This is a genomic window from [Empedobacter] haloabium (assembly GCA_008011715.2).
GTDB classification, from domain to species: Bacteria; Pseudomonadota; Gammaproteobacteria; order Burkholderiales; family Burkholderiaceae_D; genus Rugamonas; species Rugamonas haloabia.
The window spans coordinates 1,566,272-1,591,537 of sequence record CP136508.1 but is presented as its reverse complement, the minus strand read 5'-3'; the positions used below and the strand labels follow the sequence as shown (position 1 = coordinate 1,591,537).

At 65.0% G+C, this 25,266-nt stretch carries 17 protein-coding genes; 3 read left to right on the top strand and 14 right to left on the bottom strand.

Annotated elements, in window-relative coordinates; all coding sequences use genetic code 11:
- Nucleotides 1–2: 2 nt before the first annotated feature.
- Nucleotides 3–2,987, bottom strand: a complete 2,985-nt coding sequence (locus E7V67_006935) for an ExeM/NucH family extracellular endonuclease (protein WUR14839.1) — start codon at nucleotides 2,985–2,987, stop codon at nucleotides 3–5.
- Nucleotides 2,988–3,275: 288 nt separating this feature from the next.
- On the opposite strand from E7V67_006935, the gene E7V67_006930 reads away from it, so the two are divergent.
- Nucleotides 3,276–3,986 (top strand): PEPxxWA-CTERM sorting domain-containing protein, encoded by a 711-nt coding sequence (locus E7V67_006930; GenBank protein WUR14838.1) that lies wholly within the window; start codon nucleotides 3,276–3,278, stop codon nucleotides 3,984–3,986.
- Here the strand turns inward: E7V67_006930 and E7V67_006925 are convergent.
- The 10 genes from E7V67_006925 to E7V67_006880 all read right to left on the bottom strand — a co-directional run bounded on the left by E7V67_006925 (nucleotide 3,974) and on the right by E7V67_006880 (nucleotide 16,057).
- The gene (locus E7V67_006925) at nucleotides 3,974–4,984 is read right to left on the bottom strand and encodes a TIGR03790 family protein (protein ID WUR14837.1); all 1,011 of its coding nucleotides are present in this window, start codon (nucleotides 4,982–4,984) and stop codon (nucleotides 3,974–3,976) included. The genes E7V67_006930 and E7V67_006925 overlap by 13 nt on opposite strands.
- A gap of 72 nt (nucleotides 4,985–5,056) precedes the next feature.
- Entirely contained in the window at nucleotides 5,057–5,608 is a 552-nt protein-coding gene (locus E7V67_006920) for an FxDxF family PEP-CTERM protein (GenBank protein ID WUR14836.1), read from the bottom strand.
- Between the two features lie 14 nt (nucleotides 5,609–5,622).
- A complete protein-coding gene (locus tag E7V67_006915) occupies nucleotides 5,623–6,150 on the bottom strand; it encodes an FxDxF family PEP-CTERM protein (protein ID WUR14835.1) in 528 nt (175 codons plus the stop codon).
- 201 nt (nucleotides 6,151–6,351) lie between these two features.
- Entirely contained in the window at nucleotides 6,352–7,782 is a 1,431-nt protein-coding gene (locus E7V67_006910) for a mannose-1-phosphate guanylyltransferase/mannose-6-phosphate isomerase (protein ID WUR14834.1), read from the bottom strand.
- Nucleotides 7,779–8,948, bottom strand: a complete 1,170-nt coding sequence (locus E7V67_006905) for an NDP-sugar synthase (GenBank protein WUR14833.1) — start codon at nucleotides 8,946–8,948, stop codon at nucleotides 7,779–7,781. Before E7V67_006905 ends, E7V67_006910 begins: the two co-directional genes overlap by 4 nt.
- Before the next feature lie 18 nt (nucleotides 8,949–8,966).
- A complete protein-coding gene (galE, locus tag E7V67_006900) occupies nucleotides 8,967–9,965 on the bottom strand; it encodes a UDP-glucose 4-epimerase GalE (protein WUR14832.1) in 999 nt (332 codons plus the stop codon).
- Nucleotides 9,966–11,234 (bottom strand): glycosyltransferase family 4 protein, encoded by a 1,269-nt coding sequence (locus E7V67_006895; GenBank protein ID WUR14831.1) that lies wholly within the window; start codon nucleotides 11,232–11,234, stop codon nucleotides 9,966–9,968.
- Nucleotides 11,218–12,528, bottom strand: coding sequence for a UDP-glucose/GDP-mannose dehydrogenase family protein (locus E7V67_006890; GenBank protein WUR14830.1), 1,311 nt, complete (start codon nucleotides 12,526–12,528; stop codon nucleotides 11,218–11,220). Before E7V67_006890 ends, E7V67_006895 begins: the two co-directional genes overlap by 17 nt.
- Nucleotides 12,529–12,992: 464 nt before the next feature.
- The gene (locus tag E7V67_006885) at nucleotides 12,993–14,975 is read right to left on the bottom strand and encodes an alginate lyase family protein (GenBank protein ID WUR14829.1); all 1,983 of its coding nucleotides are present in this window, start codon (nucleotides 14,973–14,975) and stop codon (nucleotides 12,993–12,995) included.
- On the bottom strand, nucleotides 14,972–16,057 hold the full coding sequence (locus E7V67_006880) for a glycosyltransferase family 4 protein (GenBank protein ID WUR14828.1): 1,086 nt from the start codon (nucleotides 16,055–16,057) through the stop codon (nucleotides 14,972–14,974). The genes E7V67_006885 and E7V67_006880 overlap by 4 nt, the downstream gene beginning before the upstream one ends.
- Nucleotides 16,058–16,287: 230 nt before the next feature.
- On the opposite strand from E7V67_006880, the gene E7V67_006875 reads away from it, so the two are divergent.
- On the top strand, nucleotides 16,288–17,538 hold the full coding sequence (locus E7V67_006875; GenBank protein WUR14827.1) for a glycosyltransferase: 1,251 nt from the start codon (nucleotides 16,288–16,290) through the stop codon (nucleotides 17,536–17,538).
- Nucleotides 17,535–18,521: a glycosyltransferase family 1 protein gene (locus E7V67_006870; GenBank protein WUR14826.1), complete on the top strand. Its 987-nt coding sequence runs from the start codon at nucleotides 17,535–17,537 to the stop codon at nucleotides 18,519–18,521. The genes E7V67_006875 and E7V67_006870 overlap by 4 nt, the downstream gene beginning before the upstream one ends.
- Before the next feature lie 15 nt (nucleotides 18,522–18,536).
- Here E7V67_006870 and E7V67_006865 read toward each other — a convergent pair whose 3' ends face one another.
- The 3 genes from E7V67_006865 to E7V67_006855 form a co-directional block, all read right to left on the bottom strand.
- Nucleotides 18,537–19,961 (bottom strand): DUF1501 domain-containing protein, encoded by a 1,425-nt coding sequence (locus E7V67_006865; GenBank protein WUR14825.1) that lies wholly within the window; start codon nucleotides 19,959–19,961, stop codon nucleotides 18,537–18,539.
- Between the two features lie 9 nt (nucleotides 19,962–19,970).
- Nucleotides 19,971–21,716: a DUF1800 domain-containing protein gene (locus E7V67_006860; GenBank protein WUR14824.1), complete on the bottom strand. Its 1,746-nt coding sequence runs from the start codon at nucleotides 21,714–21,716 to the stop codon at nucleotides 19,971–19,973.
- A gap of 953 nt (nucleotides 21,717–22,669) precedes the next feature.
- Nucleotides 22,670–24,706 carry a DUF4962 domain-containing protein gene (locus tag E7V67_006855; protein ID WUR14823.1) on the bottom strand — a complete coding sequence of 679 codons (2,037 nt, stop codon included), beginning with the start codon at nucleotides 24,704–24,706 and terminating at the stop codon, nucleotides 22,670–22,672.
- Nucleotides 24,707–25,266: the final 560 nt, after the last annotated feature.

Sequence of the window (25,266 nt, the reverse complement as noted above, 5' to 3'; positions counted from 1 at the left end):
GATTAGAAATTGCCGCTGTAGACCTTGGCCGTGTAGCTCAGGCCGGCTTTCGCCGGATTGCTGAATGCTACCGGCACCACCACCTGCGCGCCGGCCGCCAGGCCGGCGTTGACGGTGATGTACGGCGCGCCATCCTTGTTGCCGGTGGCATTGACCAGCGTGACGCCGGCAGTCAGGCCTGCCAGCGACAGTTGCAGCGGGCCGTTCAGCACGGCGCCGGATTTATTGACCAGGGTAATCGTGCCGGTGAACAGCTGGGTGGCGCGGTTGAACACCAGGCCGGAGCTGACCTTCTGCACGCCGGCCGTCACGTCGACGTAGCTTGGCGCCAGGTTCAGGCTGACGACGACCGGGTCGTGGTCCGACGCGCGGTACGGCAGCGCGTTGTACAGGTCCTGCGGCTTGCCGTCCAGGTTGTAGTCGATGACTTCCGGCTCGTCCGCGTTGACGTGCCATTCGGCCGCACCGACGACCTGCGGGCTCAGCGCGGCGCTGGCCAGCGCGTGGTCCAGGTAGCCCGCTTCATGGCCGAACACGTACGAGTACGGCAGGCCGACCGGACGCACGAAGCGCTCCAGCTGGTTGACGTAGCCGGCCGCCGTGATCGTGCGGATCGGGTCTTCCATGCCGTAGGCGTTCATGTCGCCGATCACCAGCACGTCCGGGTCGCCGGCCGTGGCCACGACCTGCGGCAGGAAGCCGTTGACGAGACGCTGCGCCTGCTGCACGCGGGTGGCGTTCCAGCACGACTGGCCGTCGCCGTTGTCGGCATTGGCGCCGCTGGCCGGGCAACCGCCCTTCGCTTTCAGGTGGTTGACGACCAGCGTGAATTTCTCGCCGTTGACGGCGCGGAAGCTTTGCGCCATCGGCGGACGGTTGTGGACGCTGTCCGCATCCGACATCGACGGGCCGGCCAGGGTCAGCTTGCCCGGCTTGTAGATCATCGCCACGCGGATCGCGTCCGTGCCCGTCGCCGGCGGCTTCGGTACCACGGCATAGACCTGCGCGCCGTAGGCGGCGTTCAGGCTGTCCACCAGCACGCCGGCCGAATAGTCGCCGTCGTTCTGGATTTCCATCAGGCCGAACACGTCCGCGTCGATGCCCTTCAGCTCGGCCACGATCTTGTCGCGCTGGCGCACGTATTCGGCCAGGTTGTCCGCGCCGCGGCAGTTGCTGCGGCTGGTCGAGCTGCCGATCGTGCAGCCGGACGTGGCCTGGCCCAGGTGGTTGACGCCGTTGGTGAACGTGGTGAAGAAGTTGAGCACGTTGGCGCTGGCCACCTTGACGTTCCCGCCCGGCAGCAACGGCGCGCCTTCGCGCGCATTTTCGCGCGAGATCAGCGGGGCGGCCGTCGGCTGCAGCTTGAAGCCGGCGCCGCCACCGCCGATGGCGCCGAAGTCCACCACGCCCGTCAGGTCCGTGACGGTATCGCCGGCGCGCACCGTCGGGCCTTCGCCGATGTACGGGATGGTCGTCGGCGTCGTGAACAGGCCGTCGTCCAGCACGATGCGGTTGTTGGCGTTGGCGGCCGCCAGCGCCAGCGCTTCGGCCGAACGCGGCACGTAGCGATTGGTCGGGATTTCCAGGCGGCCGGACGACAAGGTCAGCTCGCCGCGGCTGCCGACATACGAGGTCTGCGAGATCGTCAGCGGGCTGGTGAAGCGCACCAGCATGCCTTCGACCTGGTCCAGGCGCGCGTTCGGCAGCGTGATATTGGTCGGTGCCACGCTGTGGCCGCCGGACAGCGCCACGGCCGCCGTGACGTCCTTCATTTCCGTGTACGAACGGGCCGCGCCCGTCGGCGTGAATTCGACCACGGTGCCGGTAACGCGCACCAGCTGGCCCACCGACACGTTGTCGGCTGCCGTGGCGTAGACGAACAGGCCGTCGGACGTGGTGGGATCGCCGTCGCCTGCCGCATCCTGCAGGAAGAAGCCGCCGGCCACCTTGGCGGTGACGACGCCCTGCGTCGTCTGCGTCGTGTTGGCGACCGGGCTGGCCGCGCCGGCGCCCTGGATCTGCGGAATCGTGCGGGTCACCGCGGCCAGCGCCTGCACCGCCACGTTGACGGTGCACGACGCTTCCTGGGCCTGGTCGTTGACGAAGCGGATCGTGACGGGATAGCTGCCCAGCGGCACGCTGGCCGCCACTTCCAGGCGCGCGCTGGCGCTGGCGCCCGCCGCGCCGGCGGCATTGAAACCGACCAGCGCGATGCCGGGCACGGGGCTGGACGTGATGGTGGCGCCGTTGACGATGCCGTCCACGTCGCTGGCGGACAGCAGCGCGACGCCGGCATAGCCCTGCGCCACGCCCAGGCTGGCCGGGCAGTTCGGCACGATCGGCTTGACGACGGGTGCGCCGCACACGTTCGCCGGCGTGGCCTGGTTGCGCGGCGTCGGCGTGGCGACAGTAAAGTCGCCGGCGTTGTCGTCCGTATCGACGCAGCCCGCCTCGTTGCGCACGGCAGCCGTGGCGTTGGCGGTGCCGCCGGCCGGACCGCTGCCTTCATAGCCCGTGGCATTGCCGCCCCAGCCGACCAGGTCGGCCACGTTGGCGGTCGGATTGGCACCGGTCAACGCCGTCGTGCCGCGCACCAGCGCGACCTTGCCGCCGCTGCCGCCCATCGGGATCGTGCCGGTCAGATCCGGGCTCAGGGCCACGCTGCCGCCGCTGCCCGAGGCTTGCTGGATCAGGAAGTACTGGCCCGGTTGCAGGGTAACGTTCGGGATGGTCGTAACCTGCCAGCTGGTACCGGCGGCGCTGGCGTATTGCACGCTCCAGTTGGTCAGCGTGACGGCCGTGGCGCCCCGGTTGAACAGCTCGACGAAGTCGGACTTGTAGGTGGCGCCGCTGTTGCCGCCGCCGCCGTATGCCTGGCTGATGACGATGTCGGATGCGGCAAACGCTGGCGCGGCAAAGCCGGCCAGTAACGCCGCCAGGACGGTCAGGCGGCCAGGCACGGCGCGCGATGGAGCGTGGAAGGTCATGTGAATCCCTGCGATATGGAAGCCCAGGCACGGCGCGCGCGCCCGGCTGGACTTTGTTAATGGAAATAGGGATGCGGCCGCGACGACGCCCACATCCCCTGTTGCATCTTACATATTATCGGGATGCTATGACTCCTTAATGACAAGGCATTAGTCCGAACGGACTAACCGCTGCGGCGCCGACGCAACGGCTGGCGAAATGTCTAAAATCAACAATAGATTATCAACGGCATCATTTCATGGTAAATTGCGGTTTGACAACTATCATGTTTGATTAGAAAGACCGCCGTGACCGCTCTCCCCGCCCGCTTCGCCCCGCTCATCTTCATTTCCTGCGTACTGGCGTTACCCGCCGCCGCCGCACCGGCGCCGGAGCAGCGCAAGCAGCGTACGTGCAGCGAAACCATGCAGGAACACGCGCAGGCGGGGGCGCAGCGCCGCCAGGCCGATCTCGACGGCCGCGGCGTCTGCGCCCTGCAGGATGGCGCCATCCGCCAGGCCAGCCGTGGCAATGGCGGAGGTACGCCAGGCGACGCGGACGGCGCCACGGCGGATGAGGGCCTGGCGCACCGCTTTGCCGATACGGCCGACACGCATCGGCTGCGCTCGGGCGGCCGGGTCGTGACCGTCGACCTGTCGCAGGACATGCAGCGCAGCGGCGCGGGCGGCTGGGGACACCGCTACGGCGAAGACCTGTTCAGCCAGCAAATACCGTTCGAACCGATCGCGGGCCCGTTGGGCAATGCGGTGCCCGGGTATGGGATGGAGACGGTGCACGGCCTCGCTGCCGGCCAGTTCACGCTGCGTTCGGTGATGGCCGGCATCGAGGGCGCCGCCAATCCGGGCCTGGCGGGCGGCGCACTGACGTCGCGCGCGGGCGGGCGCATGAGCGCCGACGACGCCGACGCCACGACGCCGGTGCCGGAACCGGCCACGTGGGCCATGCTGCTGGGCGGGTTCGCCTTGCTGGCCGCCCGGGCGCGTCGTCAGCGCCGGTAAGGCGCCGCCAGCGGGTCGCCGATAAAGACGCCCTGCGCGGGCCAGGCGACGCTGCGCCAGTAGGTTTCGATGGCGCTGGCGCCGTTCAGGTAGTGGCGCAGCAGCAGGTTCGGATTCGGAAACTTCTGCCAGAAATTGCACGGCTCGCTGACGGTGCCGTAGCTTGCCGTCGCACCCGCCTCGAGCCAGCGCAGGCTGCTCATCTGCCCTTCTCCCAGCAAGTCGCCGCCGAACGACGTCAGGTGATCGGCCAGCGCGCCCGGCAGGAAACGCAGGGTGTCCAGCTTGTCCACCCGGGCCTTGCCGGTCTGGTAGAACATGACGTCGCGCTTGCCCTCGATGGCATCTTCGCGCAGCGTGTGTATGGTCAGCTTGCGCTGGGGTACCGCGCCGGACGGCGGGAAGAACTGCGCACGGCTGTTGCGGGCAGCTTCGCTGGTGACCAGGAAATACGCGCCGGCGGCCGGTGTGCGGAAGCCTGCCGCCTTGCCGCGCTCGATCAGCGCGCGGGCCTGGTCGACGGACTCGGTCGGCAACAGCATCGACAAGCGCAGCTGGCGCTCCGAGGGGCGCACCGCCGGCCCGGCATTGAAGAACGCGCTCTGGTGGCCCGGCCCGCAGGGTTTGGCGCACTGGTCGGGGTCGAAGCCCAGCGTGTAGGCCGCCGTGATGCCGTTGCACTCGACGGCGTAAGGCGCCGTCCAGACCATCAGCACCGCCTCCACGTCCGGCCCCAGTTTGGCGTCGATCTCCTGCTTCAACCGCGCGAACTGCTCGCTATCGAGCTTGCGCGGCCGGTTCGGAATGCGCACGTGCACGACATTGCGTTCGGGGATGCCGCGCGCCACGCGGTACAGCTCGCCGATCTCCACGCTGTTGGGTTCGTCGTCGTTGATGACGAGGGCAAGCTGGGCGGGCTGCAGCCCGGGCATCGCCCCCTGGGCCTGGACGCCGGATGCCGCCAGCAGCAAGGCCAGCGCGGATGGGAGGATACGCAAGATAGGACACTCTCGAAAACGGACGAAAAAAAACGGAAGCCGCAGCTTCCGTTTTCATTATAGCGTCATCGCTCAGGCACGGCGGCGCATTGCCACGCCCAGCACGGCCAGGCCGCCCAGCATCAGGGCCAGCGAGGTCGGCTCCGGCACGGCGTTGATGGCCAGGGTGCCGCTGTAGCTGGCGTCGGCGGCGGTCGTATAGCCCGTCACTTCCAGGTAGTAGTTGCCGCTGGCCAGCGCGCGGTTGCCTTCGAACCCCCAAGCCTGATCGGCGGTGTCGAACAGCGGATTGACGCTGCCCTCGAACACCAGCGCGCCAGTGGCGGTGCGCAGGTTGAAACCGGTGATGACGAGGCCGGTGTTATCGCTGTACAGCGTCGACGTCATCAGCGCATTGGTCTGGTAAGCCGTGTTCAGCGCGAACGTGTAGCGGTCGGCAAAGCCGTTGTTGGCGGCGCCAGGGGCGGCGTTCGTCACGATACGGTGGCCGAAGTCGTACGAGTTGGCATCGTTCAGCACGGCCGATACGTCTTGCACCTGGCTCAGGTCGATGTAACCGGCGTGCGCCTGGGCGGTGCCGAAAGCCAGCGCGGCGGCCAGGCAGTATTTGATCAGTTTGGTCATGGTAGCTCCCTATATCAGTTGCGACGGCGGCGCGCGGCCACGCCCAGGACGGCCAGGCCACCCAGCAGCATTGCGCCCGTGCCCGGTTCCGGGACGGCGCTCACCTCGATCACGCCGTTGCCGGCGAAGGAGCCGCCCGCGCCAACGGTCTTGCCGCTGACAGCCAGGTAGTAGTCGCCAGCGATCAGGTCGTTGGCGGTCAGCTTCCAGTACTCCTTGACGCCGGTCAGCAGCCGCTTGCCATTGATGGCCGTGTTGGTCTCGGCATCGAACAGGCTGACACCAGTCAGGATCAGGTCGGTGTCGGTCGACGCGCGCGTGGACGTGACGTTGATCGACAGGTCGGCGTCGTTGGCCAGCGTAAAGTAGAAGCGGTCGGTGAAGATGTCGCCTGCGTTCGCATTGGCGAAGGTGTTGCCGAAGCTGACCGAGTTCTTGCCAGTGACCAGTGTCAGGCTCTCGTCCGGCGAGCTGATGGTGGCGGCACCGGCGTTGGCCAGCGAGGCGGCCAGCAGCGTTGCTGCAAAAATGATTTTTTTCATGGGTTCTCCTGCTGGCGTCGCCAGTGGCTCATAGTCAATAATTAATGCTGAGCGGAAGTGTAGCAGCTTTCGCAAGAGAAATGAAAAATTAGTAATAGAAAGTTGCCATGTATCATCTTTGCGTTGCATGGGCGCAAAAGTAGAAATGCCGTACAGCATCTTCATGCTGTACGGCATTCGCGTTCGTGCCAACGGCGCGGATCAGGCGCGCTGGTAGACGTCCTCGAAGCGGACGATGTCGTCCTCACCCAGGTAGCTGCCGGACTGCACTTCGATCAGGTGCAGGGGCAGCTTGCCCGGATTTTCCAGGCGGTGGTTCATGCCGATCGGGATGTAGGTGGACTCGTTCTCCGTCAGCAGCTGGACCTTGTCGCCGCACGTCACCTTGGCGGTACCGGACACGACGATCCAGTGCTCGGCGCGATGGTGGTGCATCTGCAGCGACAGCTTGCCGCCCGGATTCACCGTGATGCGCTTGACCTGGAAGCGGTCGCCGATGTCGATGCCTTCGTAGCAGCCCCACGGACGGTACACCTTGGTGTGATGCAGGTGTTCCGTGCGGTCCTGGCACTTCAGGTGCTCGACGACGTGCTTGACGCGCTGGACCTGGTCCTTGTGCGCCACCAGCACCGCATCGTTGGTTTCGACGACGACGACGTCCTCGACACCGATCACGGCCACGCAACGGCTTTCCGCGCGCACCAGCGAGTTCTTCACGCCATCGAGGTAGACGTCGCCGCGGCAGGCATTGCCCTCCGCGTTACGTTCCTGCACTTCCCACAGCGCGGACCACGAGCCCACGTCGCTCCAGCCGATCGATGCCGGCACGACGACAGCGTGACGGGTGTGCTCCATCACGGCATAGTCGATCGAATCGGACGGGCTGGCGGCGAATGCCGTCTCGTCCAGGCGGCAGAAGTCGAGGTCGCGGTAGCCCTTGGTGACGGCCTCGGCGGAGGCGCTGGCGATCGCCGGCTGGAACTGCTCCAGCTCGCTCAGGTAGCTCGATGCCTGGAACAGGAACATGCCGCTGTTCCAGTAATAGTTACCGGCGGCGACGAAGCCCTCGGCCGTGGCACGGTCCGGCTTCTCGACGAAGCGCTCGACCTTGAAGCCGCGATCTTCGGTCGGCAGCGGTTCGCCGCTCTTGATGTAGCCGTAGCCCGTTTCCGGCGCGGTCGGCACGATGCCGAAGGTGGCCAGGGCACCGTTCTGCACCAGGTTGGCGGCACGCGCGATGGCGGCGTGGAACGCCTCGGTGTCCGCGATCACGTGGTCGGCCGGCAGCACCAGCATGACCGCTTCCGGATCGATCGACTTCAGGAAGTGGGCCGCCGCGGCGACCGCGGGTGCCGTGTTGCGGCCTTCCGGCTCGAGCAGGATGCCGAGCGGCTTGACGTTGATTTCGCGCAGCTGCTCGGCAACGAGGAAGCGATGTTCGTTACCGCAGATGATCAGCGGCTGCATCAGCTGGGCCGCGCCGCTCGGGCGGCCCGTCACGCGCAGTGCCGTGTCCTGCAACATGGTCTTGTCGTTGACCAGGGGCAGCAATTGCTTTGGCAGGGCCGCACGCGACAGGGGCCACAGGCGGGTGCCGGCGCCGCCGGACAGGATGACGGGATATATCTTCATGCTTTCTTCTGTTGTAATTGATGTAATTCTGCAGTCGGTTCTTCACGGCGGCGGGCGGCGCGACGGTCGCGTGCATTGGCCCATTCACCGGACTCGTATTGTGAAATATGCTTCATTTCGCCCGACCGGTCCACACTATAATCCTTGAAGACGATCAATTCGTCGAGCGTAACATCCGGTAACACTCGGGTGTATTCGAACAGCACGCTGCGCGTCACGGTGGCGCCGGCACAGATGTGGCTGCCGTGGCCGATCCAGGTCGGGCCGATGATCGTCGCGCCGGCGTCGATCTTGACACCGGAGCCGATGTACACCGGACCCTCGATGCGGGTGCCTTCGCTCCAGTCGATGCTCGTGTTCAGGCCAACCCACAGGCCTTCGTCGACCTGGATGCCGGGCACGTTCATGTTCGTCACTTCGCCCAGCAAGACACCCTGCAGCACTTCCCAGTAGTCCTTGACGGAGCCGATGTCGATCCAGTTGAACTTGCGCGTCTGGCTGTAGAACGGCATGCCCTTCTCGGCCAGCAGCGGGAACAGCTCGGAGCCGATATCGAACGGGCGGTCGGCCGGGATCAGGTCGATCACTTCCGGTTCGAAGATGTAGATGCCCGTGCTGGCGCAATTGGACTTGGCTTCTTCCGGCGACGGTTTCTCCTGGAATTCGGTGATGCGGCCGTCCTTGTCGCTGACGACGACGCCGTAGCTGGAGACCTTGTCCAGCGGTACTTCGCGCGTGATGACGGTGGCCAGCGCGCCCTTGCGGCGGTGCTCGAACAGCGCGGACTTCAGATCCAGGTCGATCAGCGCATCGCCGCACAGCACGATGGTGGTTTCGTCGAAGAAACCGCCGAATTCCTGGATCTTCTTCATGCCGCCGGCGGAACCCAGCGGCTCGGGCACGACCTCGCCCTCGTCGTTCGTGTAGCCTTCGAACGAGTAGCCGATCTGGACACCGAACTGGTGGCCTTCGCCAAAATACTCTTCGATCTTTTCGTGCAGATAGCTGACGTTGACCATGATTTCGGTCACGCCGTAACGGGCCAGGTGCTCCACCAGGTAAGCCATGACCGGCTTGCCCAGGATCGGAATCATCGGCTTCGGCAGCTCATAGGTCAGTGGGCGAACGCGCGTGCCTTTGCCGGCAGCGAGGATCATTGCTTTCATCTGTAACCCCTTCGGAAATTATTTCGGTGAGGATTGCCAGCGCCATGCATCGGTGCACATGCGCGCGATGTCATACTGTGCTTTCCAACCCAGTTCGCGCTCGGCGCGCGCCGTGTCGGCATAGCAGGACGCAATGTCTCCGGGTCGTCTGTCGACGATCTTGTATGGAACCTTCCGGCCGCTGGCGGCCTCGAAGGCGCGGACCATTTCCAGGACACTGTTACCCCGGCCCGTTCCAAGATTGTAGGTATAAATGCCAGACCCTGTCGCCAGCTTGTCGAGGGTCTTGACGTGGCCGATGGCCAGGTCGACGACGTGGATGTAGTCGCGCACGCCGGTGCCGTCCGGCGTCGGATAATCGCCACCGTAGACGGACAGGAACTCGCGCCGGCCTTCCGCCACCTGCGCCACGTAGGGCAGCAGGTTGTTCGGAATGCCGCTCGGCTCTTCGCCAATCAGGCCACTCTCGTGCGCGCCGACCGGGTTGAAGTAGCGCAGCAAGGCGATCGACCACGTGTTGTCGGCCTTGTACAGGTCGCGCAGGATCTCTTCGATCATCAGCTTGCTGCGGCCGTAGGGATTGGTGGCCGACAGCGGGAACTCTTCCGTGATGGGTACCGTGGCAGGGTCGCCGTACACCGTCGCCGAGGAACTGAACACGAGCGACTTGACGTTGAACTTGGCCATCGTCTCGAACAGCACCACGCTGCCCGAGACGTTGTTGTCGTAGTAGCGCAGCGGCTGCGCCACCGACTCGCCCACGGCCTTCAGGCCGGCGAAGTGGATCACCGCGTCGACCTTGTGGGCCGCGAACGCCGCCTCCATGGCGGCACGGTCGCGGATGTCCGCTTCGACGAATTCAAACTCCTTGCCCGTGATTTTCGCCACGCGCGCGCGCACGGACGGATCCGCGTTCGACAGGTTATCGACCACCACGACGTCATGTCCGGCCTGCGCCAGCTCCACGACCGTATGCGAGCCGATATAGCCCATGCCTCCGGTAACCAGGATTTTCATTCAGCTTCCTTTATATGATGGCGGTACGGCACCGGGCAGCGGAGCGTTGGCCGAGTACAGCCGCTCGTAGGCCGCCAGCAGTTTCGGTGCCTCGTATTCCCATTCCAGTTCGTTGACCACGCGGTGGCGGCCATAGGCCCCCATGCGCTCGCGCCGCGCCGGGTCGTCCAGCAGCTCGGCGATCTTCCTGGCCATGTCCACCGGATCGTTCTTCAGCGCGTACAGCGACGCTTCCTGGGCCGAGACCTTGCCTTCGACCAGGTCGAACTGCACGATCGGCTTGCCCAGCGCCATGTACTCCATGATCTTGTTCATGGTGGACTTGTCGTTCATGTCGTTGGCCACGTCCGGATTGACGCAGACGTCGGCCGTGTTCAGCATCTCCAAGAGGTCCTGGTCCGGCACCCGGCCGGTGAACGTGACGTGGTCGGCAATGCCCATCTTCACGGCCAGCTGCTTCATCTGGTCCAGCGACGTGCCGCCGCCCACCAGGCCGAAATGCACGTCCTTCCGGCCCATGTCGACGATCAGGTATTTGGCCGCTTCCAGCAGCAGGTCGATGCCTTCCTGCGCGCCCATCACGCCGACGTAGCCGACCAGGAAGCGCTTGCCCTTCTTCAGGCTCTCGACCGGCGGCAGGATGCGCAGGCGATCGAGCTTCGGACCGCTGCGCACGACGTAGACCTTGTCCGGGTTCATGCCGCCGCGCTCGATGGCGATGCGCTTGTACGATTCGTTGGTGGCGATCGACACGTCGGACGTCTTGAACGACCAGCGCTCGAACAGCACCATCAGCTTGTAGAAGAAATCGCGGCGGCCGAACTTCGCTTCGTACAGCTCCGGGTTGATGTCGTGATGGTCGAACACGAACTTCTTGCCCATGGTGAGCTTGAAGAAGCCGCCGATCAGGAACAGCAGGTCGGGCGGGTTGCACGCATGGATGATGTCGAAGCCGCGCTCGCGCAGCACCTTCCACGCCAGGCGGAAGGTGTGGAACAGCGCCGCCGAATACTCGATCGCATAACCCTTCGCGCCCTCCGCTTCCAGCGGCAGCTTGTAGCGGTAGATGTGGATGCCGTCGATTTCCTCGTAGCGGCTTTCGTGCCCCTTGCCGGTCGGGCAGATGATCGACACCTGGTAGCCGTTCGCGTACAGCGTGGTGGCTTCCTGCCACACGCGGCGGTCGAACGGCGACGGCAGGTTCTCGACCAGGATCAGGACCCGGCGGCCATGGCCGCCGCGCTGGACTGGATTACCAGCAGATGCCATCGTACTGACCTCCGCTCTGCTCCTTGCTGATGCGCACGAGGTCGACGATGACCTGGCCGTCCTTCAGCAGCGCCGGCACTTCCTTGAATTCGGCGGCGCCGTTGCCGATGACGACCGTGTCGGCGAAGGCCAGCACTTCCTCCATCGAGTTCACCATCAGCTTCGAGATGTGCGGAATGTGGTTCAGGATGTAGTCCTGGTTGGCGCCGGTCAGCGCGGCCAGGTTGACGTTCTTGTCGTACAGCTTCAGCTCGTAGCCCTTGCCCAGCAGGTGCTCGATCACGTCCACCAGCGGCGATTCGCGCAGGTCGTCGGTGCCGGCCTTGAACGAGAAGCCCAGGATGCCGACCTTGCGGTTGCCCTTGTCGACGATCATGTTGACGCCCTTCTCCACCTGCTTGCGGTTCGACGGCAGGATCGAGTCCAGCAGCGGCAGTTCCAGGTCCAGCGAACGGGCCTTGTAGGTCAACGCGCGCACGTCCTTCGGCAGGCAGGAGCCGCCGAACGCGAAGCCGGGCTTCATGTAGTAAGGCGACAGGTTCAGCTTGGTATCCTGGCAGAAGATCTCCATGACCTTGTGGCCGTCGATGCCCACGGCCTTGCAGATGTTGCCGATCTCGTTGGCGAAGGCGACCTTGACGGCGTGCCAGGTGTTGTCGGTGTACTTGACCATCTCGGCCGTCTCGACGTCGGTGCGCACCAGCGGCGCATCCATCTTCTCGTACAGCTTGACCAGCATCTCGCCGGCGCGCTCGTCGGTCTCGCCCACGACGGTCTTCGGCGGGTGGTAGTAGTCGTACACCGCCGTGCCTTCGCGCAGGAATTCAGGGTTGTTGCAGACGCCGAAGTCGACGCCGGCCTTCTTGCCGGAAGCCGCTTCCAGGGTCGGGATGACGACCGCGCGCATGGAGCCTGGCAGCATCGTGCTGCGGGCCACGACGACGTGGAAGCTGTTCTTTTCCTTGATGGCCTCGCCGATCTGCTCGCACACCTTGCGCACGTGCGACAGGTCCAGGTTGCCGTTCAGCTGGGACGGGGTACCCACGCAGATCAGCGACATGTCGGTATTCAGTACGGCATCGCGGACATCGGTGGTGGCGCGCAGCTTGCCTTCCTTGACGGTCTTGGAAATCATCTCGCCGATGTCTTTCTCGATGATGGGGGTGGTGCCCTGGTTGATCAGGTCCACCTTGGTGCGGTTCGGGTCCACACCGATCACGTCATGTCCGTCCGTCGCCAGGCAACCGGCCGACACTGCCCCCACATAGCCCAAGCCAAAGATACTGATTTTCAAGATACTGCTCCTTAAATGTTTGGTGTTTCGCCGCCGGCTTACCTGCCGCGCGGACATCCGCCTGTCGGCAGCCAGCCCTAGTTCCAGCCGCCGCAAGCGCTTCGCTGCAACGCAACAATTCTGTCGACCCGGTGCCCCGCCTGGCCGTCGCGTGGAGCGGCTGCCGTGTCGTCGCGACCTGTCAGGCCTCCGGTACCGTGTTACTGTCCCCGTCAATACCGCAGAGTGCCGGTCGCATCCGCTATTCTAATATATGTTTTACAACAACAGCGTGACAATTGAAACCGAACGCAACTTTTGCGGCAGCGCAAAAACGCACGCCTGTTTGCTTCTCCGCTTGAGGCGTCGCACGCCATGGCTGTGACAATGTAACAGCCGCAAGGGTAGCGCTAGCGATATAAAAATGTCAATTACATTCTTCACGCCAACAGCAAATGCGGCGGTGGGTTCAGCCTGCTAAGGGATTACGCCAGGGAAAGCGCAATCGTCGTCTCGATTTGCGTGGTGCCGCTGATGCGGCCGCGCCAGACGGCCGTGGTGATGCCCTCCTTCTCGTCGAAGCGGCGCGAGATCCAGCCGCCCAGCGGCGCCTCGCTGCTGCGCAGCAGCTCCGGACCGTCGCCGAACGAGCAGCGCATGTCCAGCCGCGAGCGGCGGCCCAGTGCGAACAGGGCCTGGGCCCGGCTTTCCACGCGGCAGGTCTCAGCGAAGTGCCAGTGCAAGGCCACGTCGTGCGTGCCGCGGCACTCCAGCGTGTCCAGCACGACCAGTACGTTACGTGCCGGATCGAAATCGATCTTGCGCCGGTGCAGCACCGGGTCGCCCAGGCGGCGGTAGCCGTCCTGCTCGCCCTCGAACACCTCCACGGTGCCTTCCGGCACATGCGCCAGCAGTTTCGCATTGGCTTTGCGCAACCACATGAAGTTGCCGCCGATTTCCGACTGGTCCTGGCCGTCCACCTGCACGGTATTGTGCGCGGCCGTGCTGCGGAAGTAGTCGCGCCAGGCCTTTTGCGTGTGGTAGGCGTAGGTGCCCGGGTCCGTCAGCAGCTCCTCGCCGGCGGCGGACAGGGTGAACGACAACGCGTCCGCATGGCCGTGCGCGGCGATCGACAGATAGCCCAGCGGCGCGCAATCGACGACGACCCGCACCTCACGCTCCGTGCCGAAATTGCTGCCCATCAGGTAATAGCCGCCTTGCGGGAACGCCATCACGGGCTTTTCCTCGGTCGCGGCCGCCAGCGCGTCCCAGCGCGCCGCGCCGTCGGCGCCGAACAGCCAGCGGTTCTTGTCGTCCAGCCGGCCCGCCTTGCGCTTGAAATCGCCACGGCCGAACAGCAGCGCGCAGCTGGCCAGCAGCGAGCGGTACGGACTCCAGTCGCGCTCGTAGGACAGGCGCACCATCTGCGCGTCGTCGGCATCGCCCGTCATCGGCACGTTGCCGCCGGCGTCCATCAGCGCAGCCACGAACTCGGCCAGGCGCTCGAGGCGCTCCAGGTAGGCCTCGGAGAAGCCGGCGCCGTTGGCCTTGCCGATGTGGTGGCACAGCAGCATCATGTCCATCACCTCATGCTGGTAGTAGATGGCCTGTTCCTTGTTGACGCCGTCTTCGGTGTTCTGCTTCAGCGCCTCGACCTCCAGGCCGTGCCGCGCCAGCGCCTGCCAGCGTGCGCTCTCCGGCCAGCACGGCCATTGGACGCTGGCCACGAACAGGCCCATGTACTCGCCGAACAGGTGGTTGTTGGCCGACGAGTGGCGCGAGAAATAGCCGCGGATGAAGTGGCAGTGCTGATAGATATTGTCGAGCCAGCGGCGCTGGAAGCGGCCGCCCTCCTCGCCCTTGAACAGCGCGCTGTCGGCGCCGCCCAGCAGTTGCCAGGCGAACGCCCAGTTGAGCAGGCGCACGGCCAGCTCCAGCGAGCTGGTCCAATGGACACCGATCGGGTACGGGCACTGATCGAACCACGACTCGAGCAGCAGCCGCGCGCCGGCGGCATAGCGTTGCTCGCCGCTGGCACGCCAGGCCAGTGCCAGCGTCACCAGCTCCAGGTGCCGGCTCGGCTCCCACAGGTACTTGATGTCGCCGACCACGGACTCGCGCCGGTAATCGATGGCCTTGCCCAGCTTCATCGGCGCCACGGTACCCGTCTTCGGATCGCGGTTCCACTGCGGCGGGAAGCCCAGGTTCAGGCCGCGCATCGCGAACACGTTCCAGCGCCCGGCCAGCACGCTGTCCGCCGCCGCGCGCACGCTGGCGACGTCGACCCCGGCGGCGCTGCAATCGAGGAAGGAGGCGCCGCTGCGGGCCAGCGACGGCGCCGGCGGCCGGCCGACGAGCCCGACGCCCATCTTGCTGGCCTTCTTCTGCGCCAGCTGGCGCACCCGCCACAGGATTTCCGGCACGCCCATCAGGCGCAGGCGGTTGACTTTCCAGGCCAGCGAGCTCATACGGACGCTCCCGCCACGGCCGCGTTGCCGGGCATGCCCAGCTCGGCATACAGCCGTTCGATACGCGGCAGCACGGCCTGGGTCGAGAAGGTCGAGACGATCTTCTGGCGCGCCGCCTGGCCCATGCGGCGGGCCAGTTCGGGATCGGCCAGCAGCGTGGCGATGCGCGCGCTCAGCGCGGCCACGTCGCCCGGCTGGATCAGGAAGCCTTCGACACCGTCCGTGACGGCCTCGGGAATGCCGCCGACCGGCGTCGTGATGACGGGCAGGCCGTAGGCCATCGCCTCCAGCACGCTCATCGGCAGGCCTTCGTTATACGACGGCAGCAGGTAGACGTCGGCCTCGCGCAGGGCCCGCTCCTTGTCGGCGCCCACGACCCAGCCCAGCAGGTTGAGCTGGGCGCCGACACCCAGTTCGACCGCGCGCTGGCGCACCTGGTCCAGTTCGCCGTCGCCGCCCATCGACAGGCGCACGGCCGGATCGCCCAGCTGGGCCAGCGCGGCCATCAGGTCATAACTGCCCTTCAGCTTGCCCAGGCGCCCCAGCACCAGCAGGCGCTTGGCGGGCGCGGCGGCCGCATCGCGCGACCAGTCCGGCACCAGCACGGGGTTGTAGATCGCATGGATGTGCTGGTTGCTGCTGATCGTCTGCAGCCACTCCTTCCACTTTTCCGACAGCACGATGACGCGGCTGGCGTTGTCGAAGACGTAGCGGATCAGGCGCTGACGCCGCGCCGACTGCTTGCCGTAGAACAGGTGGAATTCGCCGCTGTGCAGGTGCACAATCGTCGGGATGCCGAGCGTGTTGCTGAGTGCAAAAAACGGCAGCTTGCGCCAGAAGCTGGCGCGCGACGACACGTGCAGGTGGACCAGGGCGACCTGCCCGGTCAGCAACAGGCCGAGGAACGTCAGCAGGGCGACAATGGCCACGCGCAGCTTGGTCAGCGGGCCGCCGTCGCGGTGCGTGGCGATGTAGCGGATCGGATAGCGCTCGAACAGTTTGGCCGCTCGATACACGTTGACCACGGAAGAAATACCACCCATCGTGCTGAAATGGGTGCCGATCATGACGATTTTTTTCATAGTCTGATGCCGATTTGACCGGCCGCGCTCGCGCAGGCGCGCGGGCCGGATTGTGGGATGGGAATGTTGTGCAAGTGTCAATGGTAACACGCCGGCCGTCCGCCTGGGCAAACGAAACGGACTTGTCATCACGATAACCGCAAGTGCAGCATTTAGCCGGTATAATTGATGAAATTGCATGATCAACCCGCTGTTCCGCGTGTCGGTACCGCCCTCACTTCAAACACCTCATGGACGACGACATCCGCATCCTGCAACTCGTTCCCGAACCGCTGCCCACCTTCCGCGCCGACGTGGCGGTCCTGTTCGGTAAATATCTGCCGCGCCAGGGCGTGCATTGCGCCATCGTCGGCAAGGCCGGCACCGGCTCGCTCGACGGCACGGGCTTCGTCAGCGCCGAACGGCCGGCGCCGGGCGGGCGCCGCTGGGCGCGCGAATTCGCGTTCTTCCGCCTGTGCCTGCGCAAGCTGTGGGGCACCAGCCGGCGCGACGTCGACCTGATCCAGGTGCGCGACATGGTAACGGTCGGCCTGGCCGGCCTCGTGGCCGCGCGCCTGAAAGGCCTGCCGTTCGTCTATTGGATGTCCTTCCCGATGAGCGAAGGCCGCATCCTGCGCGCGCGCGCGGAACTGGCTGCCCGCCCCAGCCTGCACTACCGCCTGGTGCTGTTGAAGGGCCTCGTCGAAAAGAAGCTCTTATATAGTGTGGTGATGCGCTGCGCCGACCACGTGTTCGTGCAGAGCACGGAGATGCAGGCGATGGTCGCGCAGGAAGGCATTGCCCGCGACAAGCTGACGCCGGTGCCGATGGGCGTGGACACGGAGGCCATCAAGCCCGAAACGATCGCGGCGCGGCGCCTGCCCGGCTGGGAAGGCGTGCCCGTCGTCGCCTACCTGGGCACGCTCGACCGGGCCCGCCAGCTCGACACGGTCATGGATGCCGTGGTGCTGCTGCGCCAGGAACACCCGGCCGCGCGCCTGCTGCTGATCGGCGACTCGGCCACGCCGGCCGACATCGTCAAGCTGCGCGAGCACGCGGCGGCCATCGGCCTGCCCGAGGACGCGTACACGATCACCGGCTGGCTGCCCGGCGCGGAAGCGATGGCGCTGCTGGCCGGCGCCGACGCCGCCATTTCCTATTTCCCGCGCGGCCCGCTGCTCGACAGCGCGTCGCCGACCAAGCTGCTCGAATACATGGCACTGGGCATTCCGGCCATCGGCAACGACAATCCCGACCAGGTCGCCCTGCTGACCTCCAGCCAGGCCGGCCTGCTGACCGACAGCACGCCCGCTGCCTTCGCCCAGGCAATGGCGGCGATCCTGACCGACCGCGCCACCGCGCGCGCGCGCGCCGCGGCCGGTCCCGACTGGATCGAGAACCAGCGCAGCTACCGTGTCCTGTCGGCCGCCGTGGCACAGCGCTATCGCAGCATCCTGCAGCAGTTCCGCCCCAACCCTTCACCCGGAAAGCATCCCGCATGATTCACGTACTGCTCTCGCAAAACGACGTCTACCGCGACGTTGTCGACCACCTGACCGCCGGCGGCGCCAAGGCGACGCTGATCGGCCCGACCATCGCCCCTTCGGCGTTCCGCAGCAAGGCCTCGATCCTGAAGGCCATGCTGTCGCCGGCCCTGCTGCGCACGCGCGGCCTGTGGACGAAGAACGACCGCGTGCTGATCATCGGCTGGCAGGCGCTGCCGATCCTGGCGATGATCCGTTGCGGCCTGCTGCCACGGCCGGAGAAGGTGCTCGTGATGGCGTGCTTCATCCATGGCGCGCGCGCCCGCCGCATCGTCAACTGGCTGTGGCGCAAGCTGTACTTCCCGGGCATGGGCTTCATCACGTTCTCGCAAGGCGAAGCACGCAACCTGACCGGGACGGTCGGCATTCCTTCGGAAAGCGTGTATTTCCACCTGTGGCGCCAGGCGCTGTACGGCGCGGCCGATCCGGCCTCGATCACCGACGACGGCTCGGTCTTCGCCGGCGGCTATTCGAACCGCGACTACGACCTGCTGCTGCGCGCGATGCAGGACATGCCGACGCCACTGAACATCGTGGCGTCCGAACGCAATGCCATCGACCAGCAGCTGCGTCCGGCCACGACCGTGTACCGCGACCTGCCGGAGGCGGAATTCGAACTGTTGCTGGCCCGCAGCCGCGTCGTGGCGATGCCGCTGCGCAGCCAGGGCGAAGCCTGCGGCCAGAGCGTGCTGCTGCGCGTGCTGCGCAACGGCAAGCCGCTCGTCACCACGCGGCACGAATCGATCGAGGCTTACCTGGGGACGGACTATCCGGGCTTCGTCAAGCACGACGACGTGGACAGTATGCGCACGACGTTGCAGCGTGCACTGGACGATGCGGCGTTCCGGGAAACGCTGGCGGCGGCGATCCGCGTTGCCGGCCGCAAGCTGGACCAGCGCGAGGGGCCTGGCCAGGAAATCGAACACTTCCTGCTGGCCTGACCCCTCCCCACCGCGTTACGCCATGAAGCCCAGGTTGCGCTGGGCGAAGTTGGGCAGGTTCGGGAAGACGGTGGCGAGCTGGCTGTCGGGCACCCCGAACCAGCTGGCCAGCGTGGCGCCGTACTGGTCGACCGACTGGCTCGGCAGCAGCGCGCCGCGGCCCACGTCCGAATCGTGCCCCAGGCCGACCGCGGGGAAACTGCCGTAGATGTTGCGGCCCTTGACGGCGCCGCCCATCACGAAGTGGTGGCTGCCCCAGCCATGGTCGGTACCGTCGCCGTTGGTCACCAGGGTGCGGCCGAAATCGGACGCCGTGAACAACGTCACCTTCTCGCGCATGTTCACGCCCATCAGGTTGGCGGAAATCTCATCGAAGTACGACAGGCCGTGGGCCAGCCGCGCCATCAGGTCGGCATGGCGGGTGCGCTGGTTGTCGTGCGTGTCGAATCCGCCCAGGCTGACGAAGAACACCTGGCGGCGCACGCCCAGCGCGCCGCGGGCCGCGATCACGCGGGCGACCGTCTGCAGCTGCACGGCCAGCGGATTGACCGTGGCGCGCCGGGTGTTCGGGTCGATGTACGTGGTCGGCGCGGGTATGCCCGCCGCGCCGCTGGGCGCCATCGCGCTGCCGAGGAAAGCCTGCGATTGCAGCGCCTTGTTGACGATCGCGACGTACTCGCGCTCCAGCACATTGCTGGTGGCGTTGTTGGTGATGATGTTGCGCAGCGGGTGGCGCGTCGTGCCGAACAGGTAGCCGTCCAGCGACAGCACGGGCTTCACGCCCGCCGCGTCGACCTGGTACTGCGACACATTGCGGCCGCTGACGAACACGGCATTACCGGCCGTGGACACGCAGGTGAACATATTGTTGCTGTTGCCGCTGGCCAGCAGGTCGCCCATGCGACCGCCCCAACCGTAGGAAGCGCCTTCCGGCATCGACGATTGCCAGACCGATTGCTGGTCGTTGTGCGAGAACAGCTCGCGCGGCAACATCGCGGCACCGCTGCGGTAGGCGCCGACCGTCGTCGGCGCGACCAGCGTGCCGACATTGGCGACGATGCCGACCCGGCCGGCATCGAACAGCGATTTCAATGCACCCAGGTTCGGATGCAGCGCGAAGCTGCGGCCGGCGTGGGCCGCGGCCGGGGTGATCGGCAGCACGCCACCGGCCGCGCCGGGGGGCGCCAGCGCGATCGACGTCGAGCCGCTGCTGCGGTAGCGCTCGTACTGCTGCCACGACGTGGGGTCCGTGGCCAGCACCGTGTTGTAGGCATCGTTACCGCCGGTCAGGAACACGCAGATCAATGCCTTGTAGTCGTCGTTGTCGGCGGCGGCGGCATTGCCCATCGCGGCCAGCGTGGCGGCGAACGGCAGCGCGCTGGTGCCGGCGGCGCCGGCCATGGAAGCGAGGAAACGACGGCGGGTGAACGGAGTAGTCATGGGTATCCCTTATTTCTGCACCAGGTATTCGGACGAAGCCATCGTCAGGAAGATGGCCAGGTAGGCGCGGTTGTACTTTGCCTCGACGATCTTGGCCGAGGCCGGATTGCCGGCCGGTATCCTGACGGCATTGATGGCGGTCAGGATCTGCTGGCGCAGCGCGGCGGACATCTGGCCGTTCAGCAGCAGCAGGTTGACGCGGTCGACCAGCAACTCCGGCGTGGCCGCCAGCGACACCTCGGCCGCATAATTCGGCTTGATGTCATAGCCGTCGCCGACGCCACGCGGGATCGCCAGCTGCATGTAGTTCAGGTAGCCGACCACCGACGGTTCCGCCGTGATCTGCATCTCCGGCGCGACCAGGCCCGAACTGGCCAGCTCCGTGTGCGGCGGGATGTAGTTCGGCCGATAGAAGTTGAATACCGAAGGCGAGCGCATCGGCGACTGGCCCAGGCCTTCCAGCGGGTCGTCCAGGCTCCACATCAGGTAGTTGCCGCTGCTCGAGCGCGCATTGAAGGCACGCATCCAGTTCGCCAGGCGCAGCACCGGTTCGCGCAGCTTGCCCACTTCCTGGTAATTGCGCGCTTCGCTGTCGAGCAGCACGGCGCGCAGCACGGCCTTCATGTCGCCACGCACGCCGTCGCCGTTGTCGGCGAACGCGGCGGCCACACGCTGGACATAGGCCGGGCTCGGGTTGCTCATCACCAGACGCTGGATCAGCTGGCGGCCGATGAAGGGACCGACGTTCGGGTGGTTGAACAGGATGTCCAACGCCTTCTTCAGGTCGGCTTCGCCGCTGCCGCCGGCAGCGATCGTATTGCCCAGCAGCTTCTTCTCGGCAGTCGAGTGGAACTGCGGATAGTTGTCCATCGGCCGGCAATCGCGGTCGGCCGCCGAGTAGGCGACGAGGCCATGGAAGCCATGCTCGTTGCGGGCACCACCGCCCCAGCTCCAGCCGGTCAGCACCTTGGCCATCGCCGCCACGTCGTCGCGGGTGTATGCCGGGATCGGCACGCCGTTCTTCAGCTTGACGCTGCCGTCGGCGTTGAGCTCATGCAGGCCGATCGACATCAGCTGCATGATTTCGCGGGCGAAGTTCTCGTCCGGCGTGCTGGTTTCCGACTCCGGCTCGTTCTGCATGTGCGACAGGTAGATACCCATCATCGGATGACGCGCGACGGCCTCCAGCAACTGGCGGAAATTGCCGAACGCGTTTGCGCTGAGGGTGTCGTAATAGCAGGCCACGCCGCGCGGGTACTCGGCCACGGCGCCGTCGACGAACGACACGACGAAGATCTGCGACAGCGCATAGGTGACGCGCTCGCGCAGGTGGTCGTGCCCGATCGTCGCGTTCTTCCAGAACGTCTGGAAGAAGTGATTTTCGTTGAGCACCATCCCGGCCGGCAGCCGCTTGGCTGCCTCGTCCATGTGCAGGCGATGCTTCGGCCCTGCTTTCTGGAACTCCTCATTCAGCCAGCCATTCGGGCCCAGCGTCATGACACGGTTGATTTCGTAAATGGTCGGGCCGAACGAGGCCTGGGACAGGAAGGAAGCCGCGCTTTTCGCGGCTTCGGTATTGACGTTCAGGTCGGCCTCGCCCTCCACTGGCGCGGAGGCGGATGCGGCCAGGCGCAGCCCGGAACGTTTGGCGGAGGCCGCCGTCGTCGTATTTGCAGCCTCATCGGTACTTCCATTGCCACCGCAGCCGGAAAGGCCCAGCAGCACGGCAAAGCTGATCGAATAGAGTTGTCGCATGAACTTATTTCCCTAGTTAATTTCTGGGTGTACCGAATTCTAGGGCGCAACATCGTGTTGAGGTCAGGAAATCCTTATGTTCCAAAGAGAATATTGATGACTTAGCACTTTTTTCGGTGATGTACGAATGATTTTGCGCGAAGTTAGCGCAATAATTCTCATTTGCAATCGACGTGAACAAAATGCTAGCGCAACTGTTTTGAAGAATGTCGTTTATAGACAACGTTTACTGATTCTTTTAACGTTATTTTTTCGATGTGTGATTGTTTCCGCGACTTATTCACGAAAAAATGCTTGTCGCTATTTGGCGACAAGATGTCGCTGTAAGCGAGCTATAGCGCGCATTTTCACGCTACAAGCACGGAAAACACATGTTTTTATGCGCTGCCTTGATACGGCGCACGCATCCTGACAGGGCTGGACAAAATCATTCGAGGCTGTCTTATATTTTTTCCTACAAAGTTGCCTTAAATTTAACTCCTATGCTGGGGTTGCCAGAGGGCGCACGCCGATTGGCCGTGCTGAGGGGTGACGTTCGGTGGCGTTCGCGACGGCGCATTGCAGTGTGGCTGCAATGCGTCACCCTTCCCGGGCGCGGCAGGTAGCGCTTTACTGTTGGGCATGCGACGTTCGGCATTCCGCAGCAATGGCCAAACTCTGCGGCACTTTCGCGCGCTCCACCCGGAGGGTACAGAGCGGTATCTCTATGCAGGGCGATTCAAGGCGGGCGCAGCGATGTCCGGTCAACGCCCTGGGAAGTCCGCAACCCGGCTGGACGTCAGCCATGGCGGGAGGGCCGAGGCCGGGCCAGACGCCCTGCACGCAGCCTTACCGGCTGTGTCGACTGTGCTGGCTCTGGCGGAACGCAAGTTCCACCCCCCAGCGCGAACAGCGCCGCCCAAAAAAAAAGCCAACCGCCGTGGCGGTTGGCTTTTCGAGCGGTGTCGTCTGACTCAGCGCGGAATCGTCATCGAATCGCGGCCGACGGTCAACACGCGGCCGCTGCTGGTGTCGCTCCACGTGATCGGCGTGTTCTTGCAGCCCACGTCCAGCACGACCAGGAACTCGTCGGACGTGGCAGCCACCGTTTTCACGTAAGTGCCGTGTTCTTCGTAGATGCCAGCCATCGGCGTCGAACCCGCACGCTTCTCGAAGCGCAGGTTGCTCGTCAGGATCGGGCGGATGCAGACACTCTTACCATCCTTCGTCACCGTCAGGTTGTTGCCAGACACGGTGATCGGCGCCTGGGCATGCATATTCCACTCGAACGTCTTGGCAGTGCTCGACGACAGTTTGTCGTGGATCACGACCACGTCGCTGGCACGCAAGTACCACAGGCGGCGGATCGCGTTCGACAGCGCGCCGGCGTAGGCTGGCGTCGCGTCGCCCGCCACGTACTCCATCCGAGGCGAGCTCGAGTACGAAATGATGCGACCGTTGCGCGCCATCGTCTCGGCATAGCCGGTGACGTTCTGGCCGATGCCGCCGTTGTACGTGATGCCATTGGCAGCCTTGGTCTGGCGATACCAGTTGTTCCACAGCGGCGAGTCGTACCAGTCGTACCAGCCCGCGGCAACGATCAGCGGCGTGGCGCCCTTCTTCAGCACGAAACCGTTCTGGTCGCCGTGGCTGTGGTTGAACGACCCGTAGGGGCTCGACTTGAAGTACACGGACGTGCGGTTCGCGTCGGCCATATCGCTATGGAATGCCGCCCAGCCGATGGTGCCGAACAGCGCCGCATTTGGCGGTGGTTTCGGCGTCGCGACAGTACGAGCCGGCATCGGATACGGGCCCTGCAGATAGCTCAGTGGATCCTCGTTACCGGACAGGTTGTTGGCATACCAGGCCGCCTCCGGCGTCGCGAAGCGCAGTGCGAAGGCTTTCATGAACTTCAGCACCGGTGCCGTTTCCTGGCCGTCGCCGAACAGGTGCGTCTTCGAACCAGGCGGCACGAACTGCTGGAAGAAGCGCAGGAAGCCGGCCGACCATGGCTTCTTGAACAGGTCGACACCGGTGGCGCGGCCCAGCTGCTGCCAGATCTGGATGTTGTAGTCCAGCGCATACTCCGCGTACGCCGTACCGTTGGCGAAGCCGCCCTCGGCACCGCTCCATGGGCTCAGCGAGCTCACGTAGTAACGGAAGCAGAACTTGAACCATTTTTCGGCGTCGGGAATCTCACCCACGCCCAGGGCCGAGATCAGGGCCAGGAAGCCGATATTGGTCACCGCGTGCGATTCGAACGGATACTGGTCTAGGCGCGCACCGCCCTTTTGCAGCTGGGTGTAAATCTCGTTGCCCCGTACGGTAACGATGCCCAGCCAGCGGCTGCGGCGCGTCTCGTCCAGGTCGCCGGCCAGCAGGTCGATCGCCTTCATCAGGCCGGTCGTGATCTGCCGCGCCGCCTGGTCCTGGTTGACATAGGACGTCGGTCCGGTCGGGTCGAGGGCGGCCAGCTCATCACCGCGGCGCACTGCCTCGGTCAGGTAACGCGTTTCCTTGGTCAGGCGGTACAGCAGCGCCGAAGCTTCCAGCTGGCGCGTGGTCTTGTTGATCTGCGAACGCACCAGCGAGTTCTGGGCCGCGTTCTCGGCCGTTTGCACGGTACCCGTCTTCAGCGGCCAGTTGGCATCGCTGACAGGCGCCAGTTCCGTCATCAGGCGGACCACCTCGTTGATCATCCACGTCATGTACTGGCCGCGCTCGGCGCGCAGGTCCGCCGGCCACGCGCTGTACACAGGCAGGCCGGTCTGCAGGCCGCGCGGACGCGCCTTGTTCTTCAGGTTGGCGATGATCGTCGCGTCTTCCGGCACCTCGAACTTTACCGAAGCCGCCGTGATCACGAAACTGCGTTCGGCCGACCAGTCGGTCGAGGTGGCCGGACGCACACGCCACGTATAAGTGCCTTCCGGCAGCGCCTGCGAAGGCAGGTACCAGTTGCGGTCGGAAGTGAACGTCTTGTAAACCGTGGTGCCCGTACGGACTTCGATCACGTACGAAACCGGCGCGGTTGCGCTATAACGCGACCACGCAAACGTCGGGGGATTCTGTGCCTGGACGCGCAGATTGCTTGGGGTCGGCGTGACCGCGAGCACCTCGGTCGATTGTGCCCAATCGGCGCGGGCTGGGCTGCTTACGGCACAGGCGAGTAGAACAGCAGCGCTGACCGAGCGGATGGATACGTTCATATATTTACAACCTCGTCATTCAGAGAAGTTCGGGCGCGTTTGCTTTCCATTGCAGCTCACGCCGGGCAAGCCGTCGGATTTCCGTCTGGCAAGACTCAATTATAGGCATATTTCCGCCCGGGAACCTTATTTTTCTCGAGCCTTTCGGCGTTCCCGCAACAAATGCTTGCGCCAGATCGAAAAACGGTTTCACGAAATATAAGCCGGCGCTGCAATTTTCCTAACGCCGTGCTGCCATTTTGTCGGTACGACATTGGCAAGCCCACAATACCTGGTACAAGAAAATAAAGGATATTTATACCAGCCGTACCGGCATTCAATCCACGACAGCGAAACCGACCGGCCAGGCCTGCCTGGAGCCTGGT